At 61.9% G+C, this 18,971-nt stretch carries 19 protein-coding genes; 8 read left to right on the top strand and 11 right to left on the bottom strand.

The genetic code is table 11. The annotated features are described in order from the left end of the window. The first annotated feature begins 40 nt into the window (after positions 1 to 40). The 6 genes from ACS3WB_RS04080 to ACS3WB_RS04055 all read left to right on the top strand — a co-directional run bounded on the left by ACS3WB_RS04080 (position 41) and on the right by ACS3WB_RS04055 (position 6,181). Positions 41 to 943: a cobalamin B12-binding domain-containing protein gene (locus ACS3WB_RS04080; RefSeq protein ID WP_438274285.1), complete on the top strand. Its 903-nt coding sequence runs from the start codon at positions 41 to 43 to the stop codon at positions 941 to 943. A gap of 75 nt (positions 944 to 1,018) precedes the next feature. After that, entirely contained in the window at positions 1,019 to 2,449 is a 1,431-nt protein-coding gene (gene ppsR, locus ACS3WB_RS04075) for a transcriptional regulator PpsR (RefSeq protein WP_438274284.1), read from the top strand. Between the two features lie 6 nt (positions 2,450 to 2,455). Next, positions 2,456 to 3,358 (top strand): chlorophyll synthase ChlG, encoded by a 903-nt coding sequence (gene chlG / locus ACS3WB_RS04070; protein ID WP_438274283.1) that lies wholly within the window; start codon positions 2,456 to 2,458, stop codon positions 3,356 to 3,358. After that, entirely contained in the window at positions 3,355 to 4,701 is a 1,347-nt protein-coding gene (locus tag ACS3WB_RS04065; protein ID WP_438274282.1) for a BCD family MFS transporter, read from the top strand. The genes chlG and ACS3WB_RS04065 overlap by 4 nt, the downstream gene beginning before the upstream one ends. Next, positions 4,698 to 5,900: a geranylgeranyl diphosphate reductase gene (locus tag ACS3WB_RS04060; protein WP_438274281.1), complete on the top strand. Its 1,203-nt coding sequence runs from the start codon at positions 4,698 to 4,700 to the stop codon at positions 5,898 to 5,900. Before ACS3WB_RS04065 ends, ACS3WB_RS04060 begins: the two co-directional genes overlap by 4 nt. 17 nt (positions 5,901 to 5,917) lie before the next feature. After that, positions 5,918 to 6,181, top strand: a complete 264-nt coding sequence (locus tag ACS3WB_RS04055; protein WP_438274280.1) for a hypothetical protein — start codon at positions 5,918 to 5,920, stop codon at positions 6,179 to 6,181. 9 nt (positions 6,182 to 6,190) lie between these two features. On the opposite strand, the gene ACS3WB_RS04050 is transcribed toward ACS3WB_RS04055, so the two are convergent. Further along, positions 6,191 to 6,655 carry a c-type cytochrome gene (locus ACS3WB_RS04050; RefSeq protein WP_438274279.1) on the bottom strand — a complete coding sequence of 155 codons (465 nt, stop codon included), beginning with the start codon at positions 6,653 to 6,655 and terminating at the stop codon, positions 6,191 to 6,193. 336 nt (positions 6,656 to 6,991) lie between these two features. On the opposite strand from ACS3WB_RS04050, the gene ppsR (ACS3WB_RS04045) reads away from it, so the two are divergent. Continuing rightward, positions 6,992 to 8,347: a transcriptional regulator PpsR gene (gene ppsR, locus ACS3WB_RS04045; RefSeq protein ID WP_438274278.1), complete on the top strand. Its 1,356-nt coding sequence runs from the start codon at positions 6,992 to 6,994 to the stop codon at positions 8,345 to 8,347. Positions 8,348 to 8,371: 24 nt separating this feature from the next. Continuing rightward, on the top strand, positions 8,372 to 10,549 hold the full coding sequence (locus tag ACS3WB_RS04040) for a GAF domain-containing protein (RefSeq protein ID WP_438274277.1): 2,178 nt from the start codon (positions 8,372 to 8,374) through the stop codon (positions 10,547 to 10,549). Here the strand turns inward: ACS3WB_RS04040 and ACS3WB_RS04035 are convergent, their stop codons facing one another. The 10 genes from ACS3WB_RS04035 to bchC form a co-directional block, all read right to left on the bottom strand. Then, positions 10,550 to 11,254, bottom strand: coding sequence for a heme oxygenase (biliverdin-producing) (locus tag ACS3WB_RS04035; protein WP_438274276.1), 705 nt, complete (start codon positions 11,252 to 11,254; stop codon positions 10,550 to 10,552). Between the two features lie 22 nt (positions 11,255 to 11,276). Beyond that, positions 11,277 to 12,203, bottom strand: a complete 927-nt coding sequence (pufM, locus tag ACS3WB_RS04030) for a photosynthetic reaction center subunit M (protein ID WP_438274275.1) — start codon at positions 12,201 to 12,203, stop codon at positions 11,277 to 11,279. 12 nt (positions 12,204 to 12,215) lie between these two features. Continuing rightward, on the bottom strand, positions 12,216 to 13,061 hold the full coding sequence (gene pufL / locus ACS3WB_RS04025; protein WP_438274274.1) for a photosynthetic reaction center subunit L: 846 nt from the start codon (positions 13,059 to 13,061) through the stop codon (positions 12,216 to 12,218). Between the two features lie 100 nt (positions 13,062 to 13,161). Then, positions 13,162 to 13,350: a light-harvesting antenna LH1, alpha subunit gene (gene pufA, locus ACS3WB_RS04020; protein WP_438274273.1), complete on the bottom strand. Its 189-nt coding sequence runs from the start codon at positions 13,348 to 13,350 to the stop codon at positions 13,162 to 13,164. A gap of 14 nt (positions 13,351 to 13,364) precedes the next feature. Then, positions 13,365 to 13,595: a light-harvesting antenna LH1, beta subunit gene (gene pufB, locus ACS3WB_RS04015; protein WP_438274272.1), complete on the bottom strand. Its 231-nt coding sequence runs from the start codon at positions 13,593 to 13,595 to the stop codon at positions 13,365 to 13,367. A gap of 116 nt (positions 13,596 to 13,711) precedes the next feature. Next, complete coding sequence (locus ACS3WB_RS04010) at positions 13,712 to 13,942, bottom strand: hypothetical protein (protein WP_438274271.1); 231 nt, start codon at positions 13,940 to 13,942, stop codon at positions 13,712 to 13,714. A 36-nt stretch (positions 13,943 to 13,978) separates the two neighbouring features. Next, positions 13,979 to 15,427 (bottom strand): chlorophyllide a reductase subunit Z, encoded by a 1,449-nt coding sequence (bchZ, locus tag ACS3WB_RS04005; RefSeq protein WP_438274270.1) that lies wholly within the window; start codon positions 15,425 to 15,427, stop codon positions 13,979 to 13,981. Next, the gene (gene bchY / locus ACS3WB_RS04000) at positions 15,427 to 17,022 is read right to left on the bottom strand and encodes a chlorophyllide a reductase subunit Y (RefSeq protein WP_438274269.1); all 1,596 of its coding nucleotides are present in this window, start codon (positions 17,020 to 17,022) and stop codon (positions 15,427 to 15,429) included. The genes bchZ and bchY overlap by 1 nt, the downstream gene beginning before the upstream one ends. A gap of 13 nt (positions 17,023 to 17,035) precedes the next feature. Then, positions 17,036 to 18,034 (bottom strand): chlorophyllide a reductase iron protein subunit X, encoded by a 999-nt coding sequence (locus ACS3WB_RS03995; RefSeq protein ID WP_438274268.1) that lies wholly within the window; start codon positions 18,032 to 18,034, stop codon positions 17,036 to 17,038. Beyond that, positions 18,031 to 18,969, bottom strand: coding sequence for a chlorophyll synthesis pathway protein BchC (gene bchC / locus ACS3WB_RS03990; RefSeq protein WP_438274267.1), 939 nt, complete (start codon positions 18,967 to 18,969; stop codon positions 18,031 to 18,033). Before bchC ends, ACS3WB_RS03995 begins: the two co-directional genes overlap by 4 nt. Between the last annotated feature and the right edge of the window lie 2 nt (positions 18,970 to 18,971).

Genomic DNA, 18,971 nt, shown 5'->3' with positions numbered 1-18,971 from the left:
ATCTGACCGACTTCCGTTCAAATGTTCAGGGAGGCATTCGATGACCGATCTCAATGAAACAGCCCCTCCACCAGCCGGGTTCGGCGTCCGCACAGGGCGCCGAAGCTTTGAAACCAGTCTTCACCGCAAACTTCCATCCCTGGTCATTCGCAGCGCAACGGTGACGAATATCAGCCAGACTGTCGAGGTCGAGATCATTCCCCGCCTGGTGATGGCTCACGGAAACGGGGTACATCAGACGGCGCCGTCGAACATTCTTCCCGCAACCGATGGCGGAGCATCGGGCTTCGCGGAGTTAGTGTTGGGGACAGAAAGCTATCGGGCCGCGGAACTAATCCAATCCTATCGCAATAGCGGGGCGTCTCTCGAGACGATCTACCTGGATTTGATGGTTCCAGCCGCCCAACATCTCCGTCGTCTCTGGATGAACGACGAGTGGGATTTCGCCGCGATCACGCTTGCGCTCTGGCGCATGCAGCAATTGCTGCGTGACTTCAGTCCCGCCTTTTGCGCCGACGGGGGTTTCAAATCCGCGGGCCTCCGCGCCCTGCTGACGGCGGGTCCGGGCGAAAAGAACGACATCACACATATGATGTTTGGCCTCGTGCTGGCCGGAGAATTTTTTCGGCGCGACGGTTGGGATACGTGGATCGAACCCGATCCCGCCGGCGCAGCGTTCATTGAAACCATCCGCACGCAATGGTTCGACGTCGTCGAATTCTTTGCCAGTCACGACAGGAAACTGGACGACCTCGCGACGAACATCCGCATGATCCGGCGCGAATCGTCCAATCGGAATATCGGTGTAATGGTATGCGGTCCCGCGTTTACCGAACGGCCTGAACTCGTCCTGTTGGTCGGCGGCGATGCAGTCGTCTCCGACTTCAGTCAAGAAGTTTCGCAAGCCCAGAATGTCGTCAAGCTCCTGACCGAGCGGCGATAGCCTGACTTTGTGAAAGCGACTTCGGGATGAAATTCGCCGCTAGAGAACCGCTGCTGTCAGAGGGTGATTTCGTCCGTGAAGGTTTTCAGGGCTCCGAAACAATCGCTTGGCGATCTCGACGCAGATGTCGCGGCCACCCTGATTGCGGCGGCCTCAGACATTGCCCTTGCCATCGACGATGAAGGAGCGATCCACACCGCCTCCTTCCAGCGCTCGGATCTGTCGCTCGAATTGAAATACAGCGATCAATGGATCGGACGCCACTGGCAGGCCACCGTTGCCGAGGAAAGCCAGTGGAAGATCGAACAACTCCTGGAGGAAGCGGCCGCGAAAAAAGTCTCGCGATGGCGGGAGGTCCGCTATCCGGCGACGCGTGGCCCCGACATTCCGATCCTCTACTCCGTGGTCGCAACAGGAAATCGGCGTTTCGTCGCCCTCGGTCGCGACGCGCGCGCGACCGCGGCCCTTCAGCAAAAGCTGGTCGAGGCTCAGATCGCCATCGAGCGCGACTATTCGAAGATCCGCAACGCGGAATCGCGCTACCGGATCCTGTTCCAGATGTATTCGGAGCCGGTGCTGATCGTCGATGCCGCCACCCATCGGGTTGTGGAGGCCAATCCCGCGTCGTCCATCTTGCTCCACGAAGGTGCGGCACAGTTGATCGGAAAGCTTTTTCCGGATGCCCTTCTGATCGATGACCCGGTTACGGTCCAGTCCATTTCCACCGCCTTGCGCAGCCAGATGCGCATCGAGGCGCTGAAACTGAGGTTGAATAACGGGCGGGACTTCATTCTCGACGGAATGTTCTTCAGGCAGGACGTCTCGTCGTTTTTCCTGCTGCGCTTTATGCCTGCCATTCCAGCGCTGGCCGCTGCCTCGTCTCACGCAGACGAGACTTCGCAGATGCTCAGGTTCGTCGAGGATGCTCCGGACGGCATTGTCCTTACCGATCGCGAGGGTCGACTGCTCCGCGCCAATACCGCCTTCCTGCAACTCGCCCAGATCGAAAACGAGAAGCACGTTCGCGGCGAGAATATCGATCGCTGGATCGGCAAATCCAGCATCGATTTCGAGATTCTGCTGACGAACCTGCGTCAACACAGATCACTCAAGCTCTTCTCGAGCGTGATCCGCGGCGAGCACGGCTCGCCTGTCAACGTCGAGATCTCAGCCGTCGCCCTCGGGCGCCAGGAGGAGCCCAGCTTCGGCTTCATCATCCGTAATGTCGAACCCCGCATCGGCGCCATCTCCGACCCGCATTCGGAAATCCCGCGGTCACGCGAACAACTTGCGGAGCTGATCGGACGCGTTCCGCTGAAGGAGTTGGTGCGCGAAACAACCGACGTTATCGAACGCATGTGCATCGAGGCAGCCTTGAAGCTGACCGGAGACAATCGCGCCACCGCCGCCGAAATGCTCGGACTCAGCCGCCAGAGCCTTTACGTCAAGCTGCGGCGCTTCGGACTGGCCGATGCCAGTGAATATGACGAAGGCAAGGTCGAGTAACGCATCATGACCGATATCGCTCCAACCTCCTCGCCCAAGCGCCCCTCCCCACTGGTCGTGCTCGAACTGCTGAAGCCGCTCACCTGGTTTCCGCCGATGTGGGCGTTCGGCTGCGGGATCGTGTCGTCGGGACAGAGCCCGGCCGGACGCTGGCCCACGGTCCTTGCCGGCGTCGTGCTGGTCGGGCCTCTCGTTTGCGCGACGAGCCAGGCGGTCAACGACTGGTTCGACCGCCACGTCGATGCCATCAACGAACCCGACCGGCCGATCCCTTCCGGACGCATACCCGGCCGCTGGGGTCTCGTCATCGCATGGATCTGGACGGCATTGTCGCTTGCTGTCGCCTCGCAGCTCGGTCCCTGGGCATGCGCCGCAACAGTCTTCGGACTCGTTCTGGCCTGGGCTTACAGTGCGCCGCCGGTCCGCCTCAAGCAGAACGGCTGGATCGGCAACAGCGCGGTCGGCCTATGCTACGAGGGACTGCCGTGGCTGACCGCCGCCGCAATCATGACGAACGGCGCGCCGGACCAGCGTATCGTGCTTGCGGCCCTGCTCTATAGCATCGGTGCCCATGGCATCATGACGCTCAACGACTTCAAATCCATCGAGGGCGATCGCAAGATGCATGTCGCCTCCCTGCCAGCGCAACTCGGCACGCATCGCGCAGCCCTGCTCGCCTGCGTCACGATGGCATCGGCACAGGCGATCGTCATCGCACTTCTGTTTCTCTGGGGGCAGCCGGTTCACGCCGCGATCGTCATCGCTCTGCTCTCCGGCCAATTCGCGCTGATGCGTCGACTGCTGCAAAGCCCGCGCGAACGAGCGCCCTGGTACAACAGCACCGGGGTCAGCCTGTACGTGCTGGGCATGCTGGTCACGGCGCTCGCCCTCGGGAGGATCGCGGCATGATACGGGAAACCTTGCGACCGCTTTCCTGGCTGGGAATTGTTCGCCTCGGTCTTGTGCAGGCGGCACTCGGCGCGATTGTCGTGCTGACCACGTCGACGTTGAACCGGGTCATGGTGGTCGAACTTGCCTTGCCGGCGATGCTGCCCGGCGTTCTGGTCGGCCTTCACTACGCGATGCAGGTGTTCCGCCCTCGTCTGGGCTATGGCTCCGACCTCGGCGGCCGCCGCACGCCCTGGATCGTCGGCGGAATGACGGTGCTTGCGGCAGGCGGCGCGCTCGCCGCGGTCGCAACCGCATGGATGGCAACATGGCTGCTCGCAGGCATTATCCTCGCAGTGATCGCCTTCATCATGATCGGCATCGGTGTCGGCGCCGCCGGGACCTCGCTTCTCGTGCTGCTCGCCAAACGCACCGCGCCGGAACGCAGGAGCGCGGCTGCTTCGGCCGCCTGGGTCATGATGATCATGGGCTTCATTGTCACCACGCTCGTTGCGGGTCGCGCGCTCGATCCTTACTCGGGCGGCCGGCTGATCATCGTGTCATCTGCGGTCTCGGCGATCGCCCTTTTCGTTACGATCCTAGGTATCTGGAGGATCGAGGGCGAGACGCTGCCGAACGAACGCTTGAACGCCGCGCCTCGCGAAGGATCCTTCTCGAAAGAACTCAAGGAGGTCTGGACGGAGCCCAAGGTGCGCAGGTTCGCCGTTTTCATCTTCGTCTCGATGCTGGCTTACAGCGCCCAAGACCTCATCCTCGAACCATTCGCCGGAGCGGTTTTCTCCATGACGCCCGGTGAAACCACGCGGCTCTCCGGTGTCCAGCACGGCGGCGCGCTGACCGGCATGATTCTCGTCCCCGTCATCAACATGCTGATGCCTTCGTGGCGAATGCAAACCCGCCCCTGGATCATAGGCGGCTGCATCGCTTCCGCGCTGGCGCTGTTCAGCCTTGCGCTTGCGGCACTGGTCGGCCCCAGATGGCCGCTGCAGCTTTCGGTGTTGATGCTCGGCATCACCAACGGCGTGTATGCGATTGCCGCGGTCGGCGCGATGATGAATCTGGTCGGCGCCGGACATCGGGAGCGTGAAGGCACCCGCATGGGCGTGTGGGGCGCATCTCAGGCGATCTCGTTCGGTCTCGGCGGTCTGCTGGGGACATTCGTCAGCGATGCCGCGCGACACATCCTCTCCTCACCTTCCCTTTCCTACGCCTTGGTGTTTACGGCCGAGGCCGGCCTGTTCGTCGTCGCTGCCTACCTCGCGTTCTGGATCGGCGAGCCGCTGGCCAAGGATAACACCGGCAGTTCGATGACCTTGGCAAGTCACGCAGGGAGCACGACATGACACATCCTTCCACATTCGACGTCGTGGTTGTCGGCGGCGGACCGGCCGGCGCCACGGCGGCCAACGACCTGGCGCACCTCGGATATCGCGTGCTGCTGCTCGACCGCGCCGGTCGAATCAAGCCGTGCGGAGGTGCAATCCCGCCTCGGCTGATCGCAGAGTTCGACATCCCCGACGACCTTCTGGTCGCCCGCATCTCGTCGGCGCGGATGGTGTCGCCCACCGGCAGAGAGGTCGACATGCCGATCGATGGCGGCTTTGTCGGCATGGTCGATCGCGACGTCTTCGATGAGTGGCTGCGCGAACGCGCCGCACAAGCCGGCGCCGAGCGGCACACTGGCACTTTCAAGGAGTTTCGACGCGATCAGGATGGCGTGGCGACGATCATTTACGAATCGCGTGATGCCAATGGCGCCTCGCAGACGCTCTCTGTCCGCGCCAGCGCCGTGATCGGCGCCGATGGTGCCTTGTCGGCAGTTGGCCGCCAATGCATCCCCGGCGCGGAAGACATTCGCTACGTCTTTGCCTATCACGAAATTGTCCGGTCGCCCGAACACGGACAAATCCCCTTCGACGGCACACGATGCGACGTGATCTATCGAGGCAAGCTGTCGCCGGACTTCTATAGCTGGATTTTTCCGCACGGCGCCACCACGAGCATAGGCACAGGCAGCGCATGCAAGGGATTTTCCTTGCGCGGTTCGGTGAGCGAGTTGCGGCAGACGCTCGGTCTCGACCAGGCCGCGACCGTCCGGCGTGAAGGCGCGCCAATCCCGCTCGAACCACTCAAACGATGGGACAACGGCCGTGATGTTGTGCTGGCAGGCGACGCCGCCGGCGTCGTGGCCCCGGCTTCCGGTGAAGGCATCTATTACGCGATGGCGTGCGGGCGCTTCGTGGCCGAGGCAGTCCATCAGTTCCTGCTCACGGGCGACGCGCGGCAGCTCAAGCGCGCGCGCAAGCGCTTCATGCGCCTGCATGGCGGCGTGTTCTGGATCCTCAAGCTGATGCAGCGCTATTGGTACATCAATGACAGCCGCCGTGAGCGCTTCGTCGCGATCTGCCGCGACCGGGACGTCCAGCAACTGACCTGGGATGCGTACATGAACAAGGCTCTGGTGCGCGCCAGACCCCTGTCGCATGTCCGAATCTTCTTCAAGAACATCGCGCATCTGACCGGACTGGCGCGCGCGGCCTGAGACGGGACGGCAGCTCGATGATCGATTTCCTCTCCGGCGTCCACGCGGTCGATCTGATCCTGGCGATTGTCGCAGCCGAAATCGTCGCGATCACGCTTTACTGGTACGCGACCCAACGCGGCATTGCGCCAGCACAGTTGCTGCCGAATGTGCTGGCGGGCGCATTCCTGCTGCTCGCGCTCCGCCTCTCGCTGAGCGGCTATTCCTGGCCGTGGTACACGGCATGCCTGGCGCTGGCGGGCGTGGCCAACGTTGCCGATCTCAGGCAACGCTGGCGTTGAGGCGAGAATTCACTTCTTGTCCTTGTCCGGCGAGAAGGTCTTGATATAGGCGATGACGTCCTTGCGTTGCTGTTCATTGGTGAGACTGTACGTCATCTTGGTGGAACCCGTGGCGAGATCAGCCTTGCCCTTGTCGGTGAGGAATTTCTTCAGGAATGCGTTGGGGTTGGGCAGATACTGGAAGATCATATCCTCGCTCCACACCAGACCATTCTCCCCAGCATGCTTGTTGAGGTCGGAATAGGCGAATCCCGGCGCCGTGCCCGACTGCCGGCCAATGACGCCCGTCAGAACTGGACCGATCAAGTTCTTCGCGTTGGGGCCGATGCGGTGGCAGGTCATGCAGTACTTGAAAACCTGCGCACCCCTTACCGGGTCTCCGCCCGCCCCCTCGCCTGCGGCGAAGCTTGCGGACGGGAGAACTGCGACCGCAGCCACGAGGGTTGCCGCGATGGTGGTCATCTTTCCGATCATCATTACCTCCCGAAGGGCTATTTCTTGGACCAGTAATGATTGCTTAACATAATATATTGTCAATGATTCTTGTCATAAATGACCATCAGAATTGCGTTTTCGCGGTCTCTTTCCCTGCGAATGGGGTGAAACGGCTGGACCCGACATTAAAAGGTGGTGACGCACGTAAATTTTTCTTGACAGTGGTGCGTAACCGCGCAAAACGGTCACGTTGACCGAACTGTCAATATGTCAGAGCTGGTTCGCCAGACCCCTCGGTTGATCCCCCGGGACCTTCTTCACTGGCGCACGCGGGTGGCAATTCAGTTCGGCGATTGAACCTGGATGCAGAGCGCGATGTCGGAGTTCAACACTCCCCAACCTGATGTGACATTGCTTCTCGATATGGATGGCGTCATTCGCGAAGTGACGCTCGCCCCCGCCATGTCCAAAGAAAACATCGACACATGGATCGGGCGTCCGTGGTCAGAGATCGTGGGCAGCGCGGGCGACAAGATCCAGCGCATGATGCAGGACACGCAGCGGACCGGCATCTCGGCGTTCCGGCAAATTATCCAGAAATTCCCGAGCGGTCTCGAACTGCCGATGGAGTTCACGACGGTGCTGCTGGGCGGCCGTGCCGGAATGCTCGCGATCGGCAAGAACCTGCAGGCGGTCGCCGAACTGCAGGCTCGGCTGATTTCCGCGCAGCAGACAATAGAGCGCGACTACTGGAAGCTCCGCGAAATCGAAACGCGATATCGCCTGGTCATCGAAGCCTCCAACGATGCGGTCCTGCTGGTGAAGGTTGCCGACCTGCGCATTGTCGAGGCCAATCGGACCGCCGCCACCGCGCTGGGCGGCGCCACGCGTCGCAAGGAAGGCTTGGTTGGCCGGGACTTCTTGCAGGAGATCGCCGCCAAGGACCGCGAGCCGATCGAATTGATGCTGCGCCGGGTGCGCGACCAGGGCAAAACGCCTGCGATCGTGGTCCATCTCGGAGCGGAAGGCGCGCCGTGGACACTACGCGGCTCCTTGATGACACAAGAGTCGACGCCTGTCTTTCTCGTGCAGATGACACCGATCGGAAAGCCGGCCGGAGCAACCGTGCCGCAGCAAGAAGGTCTCGAGGGCCTGCTGGATCGCCTTCCCGACGCGGTAGCGATCATCGATGACAGTGGCGAGATCAAATTCGTCAATCGGGCGTTCAGCGAACTTGTCGAGATCGGATCCACCGGAGCGGTGACGGGCAAGAATCTCGGCCGCTGGCTGTCACGGCCTGGGGCCGATCTGTCCGTGCTGATTTCGAACATCCAGCGCCACGGCATGGTACGACTGCTATCGACCACGGTTCTGGGGGAGCTCGGCACTGAAACCGAGATCGAGATCTCCGCCTCCGGCTATCAGCACGGCGGCGACAACCGGATCGTCCTTGTCCTGCGGAACGTCGCGCGGCGGCTTTCCCCGAACCCTCAAAACGATAGTCTGCGAACCGCGCTGGCGTCCATGAACGAAACTGTCGGCAAGACGCCGCTGCGGAAATTGGTCAAGAGCACCGTCGAGGTGGTCGAGCAACACTACGTGCGTGCCGCACTGCAGCTCGCCGAAGGGAATCGCACGACGGCGGCGGAAATCCTGGGGTTGAGTCGGCAGAGCCTTTACGCCAAACTCGACCGATATAATCTAGATGAGAAACCGGATAGCACCGGATAGCGAGGAAAAATAAGGGGAGGTTATTTGACCTCGAGCCCTCTTGCATCACCGGCCTTCGGACAGGCAACGCTTGCCAATTGCGAGCGCGAACAGATTCATCTTGCGGGGTCGATTCAACCCCACGGCGCGCTTCTCGTTGTTCGGGAGCCGGACAATATTGTTATTCAGGCAAGCGCCAATGCCGGCGAGATTCTAAAGGTCAGCCCTATTCTCGGTCGTCCTCTGTCTGATTTCGACGGCAATCTGCTGCTACAAATCCTGCCCCATCTGGGAAATCCGCTTCATTCGACGCCGATGACGGTTCGCTGCAGCCTTGGCAGCCCTCAGCAGCGATTCAACTGCACGATCCATCGCCCCTCAAACGGCGGTCTCATGCTCGAACTGGAACCCGCCGGGTCATCAGCCAATCCGACGCCGGCCCTGGATGGCGCCCTTCATCGCATCACCTGGTCGTCCTCGCTGCGCGCCCTTTGCGACGAAACAGCCGCCATCTTCAAGGAGATTACCGGCTACGATCGCGTGATGGTCTATCGCTTCGACGATGAAGGGCACGGCGAAGTGTTTTCCGAACGACGACGCCAGGATCTCGAAGCCTTCCTCGGCAACCGCTATCCGGCGTCCGACATTCCGCAGATCGCGCGTAAGCTTTACGAGCGCAATCGCGTTCGCTTGCTAGTCGATGTCAACTACACGCCGGTGCCCTTGCAGCCACGCCTCTCGCCGCTGAACGGCCGTGATCTCGACATGTCCCTTAGCTGCCTGCGCAGCATGTCACCGATCCATCAGAAATACCTGCAGAACATGGGAGTAGGCGCAACGCTGGTCTGCTCGCTGATGGTTTGCAATCGCCTGTGGGGACTGATCGCATGCCATCACTATGCGCCCCGCTTTATCCCCTTCGATATGCGGGCGGTATGCGAGGCGCTGGCGGAAGCCTGCGCCATCAGGATCGCCGCACTCGAAAGCTTTGCACAGAGCCAGTCCGAGTTGGTGGTGCGCAGGCTCGAGCAGCGGCTGATCGAAGCCGTGTCGCGCGACGGCGATTGGCAGACTGCCCTGTTCGACGGCGCACAATCCTTGCTCCAGCCGCTTGGCGCTTCGGGCGCGGCGCTGCTGTTCGAGGGACAGGTGACGACGATCGGCGACGTACCCGGTACCCAGCGAATCCGCGAGATCGGCGGCTGGCTTGACCGCAAGCGAACGGAGGGGGGAAGCAAGCGGCCGGAAAACCTCGTCACCGCCTCGCTGACGATCGACGAGCCCGCCTTCATGGATCTGCGTTCGGTCGCCAGCGGCCTCATCGCGGTGCCACTTTCGGCAAGTTCCGGAGAATACCTGATGTGGTTCAGGCCGGAACGTATCATGACGGTGACCTGGGGCGGTGACCCGCTCAAGCCGGTCATCATCGGCGACGATCCATCCGACCTCTCGCCGCGACGATCCTTCGCACAATGGCATCAGTTGGTGGAAGGCAAGTCCGATCCGTGGTCGCCAGCCGAGATATCTTCCGCCCGCATGATCGGCGAGACCGTGGCTGACGTTGCCCTGCAATTCCGCTCGGTGCGGATGGTCATTGCACAGGATCAGCTCGAAACGATCAGCCGCCAGGTGACCGGTTCGGTGCAACCCGTCATCATCGCCGATGTCGAAGGCCGCATCCTGCTCCTGAACGAAGCCTTTGAAGAACAATTGCGGGCATCGCACCCGCATTTGCCTCATCTTCGCGATCTCAGCACCTATTTTGCTTCACCGGTCGAGTTCCGCGCAAACCTGGAGGATCTGCTTCGTCACAAGCGAAGCTGGAGCGGCGAGTTGCAGATCAACAACAACGGTGCGCAGCCACGTTCGCTGATGGTGCGCGCTGATCCGGTTATCGGACCGCACGAGCGCGTGCTCGGTTTCGTGATAATCTTCTCCGACCTCAGCGACCGCAAGGCCGCGGAGTCGGCGCGAACCCGCTTTCAGGAAGATATCGCCGGCGGACGACGGCCCAGTCTGGGTCTCGATCCAAGCGCCAGCGTCCTCTATCAGGAGCTCGCAGCCTCGGCGGTCGAAAACGCGCAACTTGCGGCACTCGAAGTCACGCATGGCGCGGAAATCAGCCAGATGCCGGAGATGCTCGACAGCATTCGCAACTCCACCAGCCGGACGCTCGACATCCTCGAGCATCTGGTTTGGCACACTTCGCATTCGGACAGCTAATTACGCAGCCTGTGCTGCGTCCGCCTGCACGGCATTCGAAAGATCGATGTTCAGCTCGAAGGCCAGCGCGCCTTCTTCGACGACCGCATCGAAATCCTCGCTCTCATCGCCCGCGCGATCGATGGCGGACCGATAATCCGACTTGAACACTCCAATGTCCGGGATCGCCGGAAAATCATAGAAGGACAGCGCGGCAAGGGGAAGATTGAGCGAGCGGGAAAGCAGGCGGCTGAGGATTTGGCCACCACTGAGATCGCCCAGATAGCGCGCATAGGCGTGAGCAATCAGCCGGCTGCCGTCGCCACCCGAGGCGGCCATGATTGCGTCCACATATCTAGCTGTCGCCGGTCCGGCTTTCGCCGGCAACTGGTCCTCGCCAATGTCGCTGATCGGAGCGTCGCTGATCGAGAAGTAACGCAGATCGGCTGCTATGGCACCGGCGCGATCAAGCTCAGGACGTACCATCGGTCCGATCCGGGACGATGCTCCATGTTGCGCCAATTGCCGCTCCAGCGTCTGATAAACCGGAAGCAGGCTCCGCAGCAGAAGTTCGTAGCCTTCACGTGTGGCTCGCCCCCGCAGAATATCGGCGATGATCCCGGATCGCTCTGCTCGCGTGTGCAGATCCCGCGTCCGCTCCCTCAACGCTTCCAAAAGGCTCGCCGGGCGCAACGCGCGCCCGGCGTGATCAGTTCGTTCGAGCATGCAACCTCACTTGCATTGAGGCTTATCGAGGCATGGCCAAGCCGTGCTTCACACCCCAGTCGAACCAGTTATCGACGACCGTTCCCGACAGTAGGATACCAATGCCGCCGGTCAAGGGGCAAAGCACCGCGAACCACCAGGCCCAACGATGAATGGACTCAGCCGTAGCGTTGAATCCCATGGTCCACCGCCAGAACAACGCACCTCGCTCGAACGCCGTGCCGCGATCGACAACCTGCTCGATCTCGCGCTCGCCGCCGTAACGGCTGATTGCAAGGACTGTCGCGCCGTGCATGGCAAACAGCAGGGCCGAACCGTAGAGGAATGCGATCGAGAGCATGTGGAACGGATTGTAGAACAGATTGCCGTGCGTGATGGAGAAGTTGTTGGTCCAGTCCAGGTGCGGGAAGATCCCGAACGGTACCGCCTCGCTCCAGCTTCCCATCAGGATCGGGCGGATGAACCCAAGCACGAGATAGAGCCAGATTGCCGACGCGAACGCCCATGCGACGTGAGTGCCAAGTCCCAGCGCCCGCGCGCGGCGATAGGTCCTGATCCACCACAGCAGGATCGAGGTCGTCAGGAAGAAGCCTGCCATCAACCACCAGCCTCCTTCCTGCAGGGGCGGAAATATCTGCAGTCCATATTCCGGCGCCGGCGGCTGCAATGCGAGCCACGGAAATTGCCGGATGAATTCCAGCGGACTCCAGTTGACGGAAGCCAGCATATTGAGACCGATGATCTCAATCGCGACGAAGCCGGCCATCAACGAAGCGAGACCGAAGAAGCCGAGATAGACCGGTCCGATCTGCGCGTCGCCGATCTTTCCGAGCCAGTAGGAGTGGCCTCCCTTTCCGAGGCGCTCCCAGATCCCGGGCTGCAAGGGGATGCCGGGATACACGGGACTGCGGACCTGAACTTGCGTGAAGATGTTCTGATATTCGGCCATTGCAACCTCCATTCAACCGTGCGGCGACCAGATCGGCACACTGCGCCACCACTCCCACCAGTCGGACCACAAGGCTCCTTCCGGACGCAACCAGGCCGGCCCACTGATGACGATGCAGACGGCGCTGAAGAAGACTGCGGAAAGCGCCAGGAAGAGGCCGATCCGGTGAATGCCGAGCGTCCCGATCGAGTAGCCAAGCAGGTCGCGGAACATTGTATTCTCATGCTCCGGCGATTTGACTTCTTCGCCACGGCCAGGGTTGGTCGACGACAATATGAGAGAACCGTGAAGCGCGAGAGCGAAGCAGGTCGTGAAGAAGAACGTGATCGCGACCATGTGCGCGGGGTTGTAGTGGAAATTGCCGAATTCATACCCCGTGTTCGACACCCAATCGAGATGCGTGATGATGCCGTAAGGGAAACCGTAGCTCCACGACCCCATCAGCACCGGACGGATAACTTCGAGCGTAAAATAGGCAAAGATAGCGAAGCCGAACGCAAACGGCACGTGGTACCCGATTGCAAGCTTCCTGCAGATCTCGACTTCGCGCAGGGCCCAGGAGACGAAGGCGCCGAGCGCACACACCGTGATAAGTTGCCAGAATCCGCCTTCAGCCAGCGGTGCAAAGGACAAGCCATATTGGGCATCCGGCGGGTTGATACTGATCTGCCAGATGTTCCAAGTAGGCCCGAGAGACGCGGCATACAGAATGAGCGATACGCCGATGAACGTGAAGAAGATCGTCGTCACTCCGAAGAAGCCGACATAGAATGGGCCGACCCAGAAATCAAAAAGATCGCCGCCGATCAACGTACCGCCGCGGACGCGGTATTTGCGTTCAAAACTGAGCATGGCCATCGGTCATTCCTCCAGTGCTAACGATGCCGCCTCGCCGTTGGAATTGGGAGCGGGCGAACCGGATCTGTCGTCCAGATCGCCCGCTTCCAGATATTGATCCCTAGCCGAGCTTGAGCGGAGTCGCCGGGTCGGAAATGGACGACGTCTTTACCGGACGTGGTCCTTCTAGCCAGTTGAACCGGTTCGTACTGAGCAGGATGAAATGGATCACCAATGCCAGTGCGAACAGGAACGTGAACAAAGCAACCAGTGTTCTGCGCGGATCGAACAACAACCATAAGCGCCACATAGTCTTCTCCTTCTCTAGGTCAGGTAGGAGCTAACGATGCTGGCGTAGTGGATCGCTCCATCCATCGCCGCCTTATACCCGCCAGGGCCCGGTAGCCACGGACGCCACATCCAGGCGAGAATGTGCGCGATGATCGCAATCACCGTGAAGATCACAAAGCTCGTCATGAAGATGCTGTGGAATTCCTTGGCTTCCGATTCGGTCAGCCCCGACAGAGAGCCTCCCTTGCTTGGTACGTCCACCATGTGTAGTACCTCCTATTTAGGCCTTTCGGCCGAATGCCGCTCGAAGCATGAGCGGCGTCGAAGGCCATCCCGTTGCCGGCATGGCCACCCGTGCGGCGAGCCGCACGAATTCCTTGTCACAACCCCACGAACGACGACGACGCGCAGTTCGCAGCCATCTCGCTCGTCTCACTCAGGACTGAATTGCGATGTTCCGCCTCGCTCCCGCTCCGCGCACTGATGCGCTTGAGGGTGACTGGCACGAGGTAAGCGGCGAAACAGGCGGTGTAGACCAAGAGATATTCGAAGCCTGCTTTCGAGCCTGAATCTGCGTTGCGGGGTGTGCTCTCATACGGCGCCATCGACATCGGTCTCTCCTTCCCGGTTGAGATACGATTTCCTGATCATGCGACTTGCCCTTCCAGCGACGTACTGGCTTCGGCAAGAACCTCCGCCGTCACCTGCTCCAGGCCGGATCGGAGCGCCTCGCGCTCGGCGGCGTCGCGGAGGCGCTTGGCAGCGGAGATCCGCACCAGCACGGGCTGACTGTCGACGATGCGGTCGAGCGCGAGTTTGGCCGCTGTTTCCCAGGCGAGTTCGCGATGAGCGCGCGACGGAGTAGCCTCGATCTTGTCGAGGCTGGTAGCGAGCGGAAGAATATGAAACAGCGCATCGAAGAGCGCGTTGCAGACTTCCTGCACCAGAAAGGTGGCTCCGGCATACCCCATGAAAGGCGTTCCGGTGTGCCGCCGGATCACTGCGCCGGGGAAAGAGGCTGGAATGTAGATCGCGCGGCCGCCGACTTCGGACGCGTACATGCGTTCGTTGTAACTTCCGAACAGCACTAAAGGCGTCTTCTCATGCACCGCCTTGCGGATGGTCTCGTTGTCGGTCTTGGTTCCGGCCGTGCGCGCGAAGGCGAACATGCAGGGCAAACCGAGCTCGGCTTCGAGAAAATTCCGTATGCCGCGCGTGTAGGTCTCGTTGGCGACGATGCCGAAACTCGCGGTACCGAAAAAGTCCTGCGTGACCGAACGCCAGAGGTCCCACAGCGGCTTGATGGTCGTATGCTTTTCGCGCTCGATAAAGGGCTCCGGATCGAGACCGAGAATCTCACCGAGCGAGCGCAGGAAGGCGGTCGTGGAATGCAAGCCCATTGGTGCTTGCAGATAGGGCCGCTCCAGCGTTTCGCACAGCAACCGCCCGAACTCGCGATACATGCAGATGTTTGCGTCCGCGTTGATGAGCTTCGGAATGTCGGCGAGGTGGCTGCCGAGCGGAAAGACCATGTTGATCTCCGCACCGATGCCCTCGACCAGGCGACGGATCTCCGCGAGATCGGATGGCATGTTGAAAGTGCCGTAGATCGGGCCGATGATATTGACGCGCGGCTTGGCGCCTTCGGCACGGGGCTTGCGCTCGGGAATTTTGCGCAGGCCGTATTCGCTCCACAGCCAGGACATGGCGCGGTTGGCGCTCTGCCATTGATCCTCGTCAATCGTCCGCGGCAGAAACCGCTTGATGTTGCTGCCTTCGGGCGTCACGCCGCCGCCGATCATCTCGGCGATCGACCCGGTCACCACAACCGCGGGCAGATCGGGATCGAGCACTGCGCGCGCGCGCTTCATGGCCTGCTCGGTGCCCTTCTGGCCGAGTTCCTCCTCGGCGAGTCCGGTCACCACGATCGGCAGTTCGTGCGGCGGCAGTCCATCGGTGTAATGCAGCACCGACGTCACTGGAAGGTTCTCGCAGCCGACCGGCCCGTCGATAATCACCTGCAGGCCCTTGATCGCGGTGAACGCATAAACCGCGCCCCAATAGCCGCCCGCACGATCGTGATCGAGCACGAGCATCAGATCATCTCCTCGGACTTGCGCTTCTTGGCTTGCGCCAGCGCGGCCTTGCGGAATTTCTCGCGGTATTCGGGCCGCAACGTCGGCGTGTCCTGCCATATCCCGGCTTTGTCGCCCTCGCCCACGCCCTCGAAGAATTCGCGCATGGTGTCGAAGCGGGCTTTGCCGGCGATCGCGGCATTGACGACCTGGGCGAGCGAGCCCGCGCCGGCAGCGCCGAACAGCGGGCGGGCCGAAATCAGGTTGGTGAAGTAGAGCGCGGGGATGGCTTTGGCTTTCGCCTTCTGCACGACCGGCGTGGTACCAATGGCGAGATCGGGAGCGAACTCCTCCATCGCGGCGAGATCCTGCTCGAGCGAGGCGCGGTATTGCACGCGCACGCCCTTGGCTTCGAGCCATTCACGGTCGACATCCGACCACGGGGTGCGCGGGCAGGCAGTGCCGACGTAACGCAGGTCCGCGCCGCTTTCGACCAGAAGCCGGCCGACCAGAAGCTCCGATCCCTCATACCCGGACAACGTGATGCGGCCGCGGATCGTCTGGGCCGCGAGCGCGGCGGTGATAGCGGGAAGCGCGGCATTCTTCGCTGCGTCGATGGCGCTCCGCGCCACTCCGCATGCGGATCCGACCGCATCGAGCCACGCGGCGGTGCCGTCGCAACCGACGGGTGCGGAGCCGACGACGGCGCGACCCGCGGCTTCGAATTCTCGGATCGAAGCCTTGTAGAACGGATGGATCGCGGCCACCGCGGCGCAGTCCAGCGCGCCATAGAGTTCGCGCCATTCCCGCGTCGGGACGGCCGGACCGGCGGCCAGTCCCATCGGGGCCAGCAGCATGCCGATGCCAACGGGATCGGCGGGGAACATCTCGCCGAGCAAGGTCACGGTCGGCTTGCCGGATTGCGGCGCGCGCGGCGCCTGGACCGGCCCCTCCTCGGCTTCGTGCCGTGCGTAGTTCAGCATCGCAGCTGCCAGCACGTCCTTGGCTTCGGCATGAGTCGGAACACCGAAGCCGGGCACGTCGATGCCGATGACGCGAACGCCGTTGATTTCCTTCGGCAGGATTTGCAGCGGCACGCCGGAGGCGGTCGGCACACATAGATTGATGACCACGACCGCATCGAATTGCGCGGGATCCGCAAGCTTGAAGACTGCGTCGCGAATGTCTTCGAACAGTTTTCCCGTCACCAGCGTCTCGGAGTTGAACGGCACATAGCCGACGCTGCGACGCGCGCCATAGAAGTGGGAGGTGAACGTCAATCCGTAGACGCAGCAGGCCGAGCCCGACAGGACCGTCGCCGTCCGGCGCATCCGCAGCCCTACGCGGAGCGAGCCGAACGCCGGACACATGCTTTGCGGCTGGTCGTGCGGCCCTACCGGATAGTCGGCGGCGTAACGTGCAAGGGTCTCGCTCTTGCCGGCCGCTTCGGCGGCTTTCTTCAACTCGTCCTTGCCGGCGTGACAGCTCAATCCGCCGCCGGGCGCCGGCGCGGAGCCGACGGCCGCCTCAGACTCAAGCGCAGGCTCAAACCCCGGAGCCGCGACATGAATGCCGCTCTCACTCGTCGTCCTGTCGTGGCGAAGTGCTTCGCTCATTGCGTCACGTCCGTCATACGTTGTCGTAAATCACTTCGAGCGAGGGTTTCGCCTTGACCTGCGGACCGCACATGTCCTCGATCGTCGCCTGCTCCAGCACGACGTCGCGTCCGACATCCGAACTCTTGAACAGGCTCAGCAATCCGTCATGGGTCAGCGTGCGAGGCTGTTGCGGCGGCGCGTCCGCGACACGCGCCGCAAGCTCCTCGAACAGCGGCGCCCATGGCGTGCCGGGCCTGCCGATGATCTGATAGCTGGCGCTCTTGCGGCGGATATCGTCGTCCGCCGGTATAGACGAGAGCACGGGAATGCCCGCCGCTTGCGCGAAAGCGGCCGCCTCGCCGGTGCCGTCATCCTTGTTGACGACGATTCCCGCGACGCCGACATTGCCGCCAAGCTTGCGGAAATACTCGACCGCCGAGCAGACGTTGTTGGCGACGTAGAGCGACTGCAAGTCGTTGGAACCGACGATAATCACCTTCTGGCACATGTCGCGCGCGATCGGCAGGCCGAAGCCGCCGCAGACGACGTCGCCCAGGAAATCGAGCAGCACGTAGTCGAAGCCCCAGTCATGGAAGCCGAGCTTCTCGATCAGTTCGAAGCCGTGGATGATTCCGCGTCCACCGCAGCCGCGGCCGACTTCCGGTCCTCCCAATTCCATCGCGAAAACGCCGTCGCGCTTGAAGCAGACGTCGCCGATGCTGACTTCGTCGCCTGCAAGCTTCTTCTTTGACGAGGTTTCGAGAATGGTCGGGCAGGCACGGCCCCCGAACAGCAACGATGTGGTGTCGCTCTTGGGGTCGCACCCGATCAGGAGCACTTTCTTGCCCAGCTGCGCCATCATGTAGGACAGGTTGGCGAGCGTGAAGCTCTTGCCGATACCGCCCTTGCCGTAGATCGCGATGATCTGAGTCTTTTTGGTCGGCGGCGTGGTGGCTGGCGCATCCGGCTCTACCGCGGCTTCCGCACGCAAATTCTCCGTCATGGCGCTGAGCTTCGAATGAACGTTCATGCGTATGCTCTCCAATCGAGGACCATTTTCAGACAAGAAGGATCGTCGAATGCGGTCCGGTATGCTTCGGTCGCCTCCGGGGCGTCCGCGCGATGACTGATCAGCCCGTCGAGCGACAGCTTCCCGCGATCGACCAGGTCGCGCACGGCAACGAGATCGTCCTGGCGCCATTCGGCGGAGACGCGGATGCGCGCCTCGCGCATGAACGCCGGTGGAAACACGAAGCTGAGCGGCATGCTGTAGAAGCCGGCGAGAACGATCTCGCCTCCGGGCGCAAGATGAGCGATCAAATCGTCGAGCAGCGAGGCATCGCCGCTGACATCGCAGATGACGCGATAGTCGCGCCGCGTATTGGCAGCGGGATCGATGACTTCGTAGCCAATTGCACCCATGGCGCGATCGGCGTCACGCTCCCATACGACCGGCGGCGCGCCGCCAAGCGCCATGGTCAAGCGCGCGATGAGTCGCCCGAGCACGCCATGCCCGACAATGCAATCGGGCTTCGGGTCGCCGCGCAACGCGTGATAGGCCGTAGCGGCAAGCGCGAGCAGCGTACCGTGCTCGCCTAGCGATTCATCGAAGGAGACTGCGCGCCTCGCCGGCACAACGAGATGCGACGCAGCCGCGCCGAACAGGCTGCGCACCTCGCCGAAGCAGCCCGCCGCGCCCGGCACGAACACGCGTTCGCCTTTACGGAAACCTGAATCGGCGTCGCAAGATCGGATGCGCCCGACCGCTTCATAGCCCGGCACCAGTGGATAGCCCATGCCGGGGAAAACCGGCATTCGCCCTTCGAACAGCAATCGCTCCGTACCGGTGCTGATCGCGGTCCATTCGATGTCGACAGCGAGATCGCCGCCAGAGACTTCAGCCAAAGGAAGCCGCTTCAGCGCGAGTTGCTTTGGAGTTTCCAGCACGACGGCCAACGTATGCATCT

The organism is Nitrobacter sp. (genome assembly GCF_051535215.1).
In the GTDB taxonomy this organism is placed as follows: domain Bacteria; phylum Pseudomonadota; class Alphaproteobacteria; order Rhizobiales; family Xanthobacteraceae; genus Nitrobacter.
The sequence above is the reverse complement of the archived record's forward strand: the minus strand, read 5'-3'. Positions and strand labels throughout refer to the sequence as shown.

What these genes read in the sequence shown, in the direction of transcription:
- ACS3WB_RS04080 (WP_438274285.1), top strand. Translation starts at nt 41, where the DNA reads ATGACCGATCTCAATGAAACAGCCCCTCCACCAGCCGGGTTCGGCGTC.
- chlG (WP_438274283.1), top strand. Translation starts at nt 2,456, where the DNA reads ATGACCGATATCGCTCCAACCTCCTCGCCCAAGCGCCCCTCCCCACTG.
- ACS3WB_RS04065 (WP_438274282.1), top strand. Translation starts at nt 3,355, where the DNA reads ATGATACGGGAAACCTTGCGACCGCTTTCCTGGCTGGGAATTGTTCGC.
- ACS3WB_RS04060 (WP_438274281.1), top strand. Translation starts at nt 4,698, where the DNA reads ATGACACATCCTTCCACATTCGACGTCGTGGTTGTCGGCGGCGGACCG.
- ACS3WB_RS04055 (WP_438274280.1), top strand. Translation starts at nt 5,918, where the DNA reads ATGATCGATTTCCTCTCCGGCGTCCACGCGGTCGATCTGATCCTGGCG.
- ACS3WB_RS04050 (WP_438274279.1), bottom strand. Translation starts at nt 6,655, where the DNA reads ATGATCGGAAAGATGACCACCATCGCGGCAACCCTCGTGGCTGCGGTC.
- ppsR (WP_438274278.1), top strand. Translation starts at nt 6,992, where the DNA reads ATGTCGGAGTTCAACACTCCCCAACCTGATGTGACATTGCTTCTCGAT.
- ACS3WB_RS04035 (WP_438274276.1), bottom strand. Translation starts at nt 11,254, where the DNA reads ATGCTCGAACGAACTGATCACGCCGGGCGCGCGTTGCGCCCGGCGAGC.
- pufM (WP_438274275.1), bottom strand. Translation starts at nt 12,203, where the DNA reads ATGGCCGAATATCAGAACATCTTCACGCAAGTTCAGGTCCGCAGTCCC.
- pufL (WP_438274274.1), bottom strand. Translation starts at nt 13,061, where the DNA reads ATGGCCATGCTCAGTTTTGAACGCAAATACCGCGTCCGCGGCGGTACG.
- pufA (WP_438274273.1), bottom strand. Translation starts at nt 13,350, where the DNA reads ATGTGGCGCTTATGGTTGTTGTTCGATCCGCGCAGAACACTGGTTGCT.
- pufB (WP_438274272.1), bottom strand. Translation starts at nt 13,595, where the DNA reads ATGGTGGACGTACCAAGCAAGGGAGGCTCTCTGTCGGGGCTGACCGAA.
- ACS3WB_RS04010 (WP_438274271.1), bottom strand. Translation starts at nt 13,942, where the DNA reads ATGTCGATGGCGCCGTATGAGAGCACACCCCGCAACGCAGATTCAGGC.
- bchZ (WP_438274270.1), bottom strand. Translation starts at nt 15,427, where the DNA reads ATGCTCGTGCTCGATCACGATCGTGCGGGCGGCTATTGGGGCGCGGTT.
- bchY (WP_438274269.1), bottom strand. Translation starts at nt 17,022, where the DNA reads ATGAGCGAAGCACTTCGCCACGACAGGACGACGAGTGAGAGCGGCATT.
- ACS3WB_RS03995 (WP_438274268.1), bottom strand. Translation starts at nt 18,034, where the DNA reads ATGAACGTTCATTCGAAGCTCAGCGCCATGACGGAGAATTTGCGTGCG.
- bchC (WP_438274267.1), bottom strand. Translation starts at nt 18,969, where the DNA reads ATGCATACGTTGGCCGTCGTGCTGGAAACTCCAAAGCAACTCGCGCTG.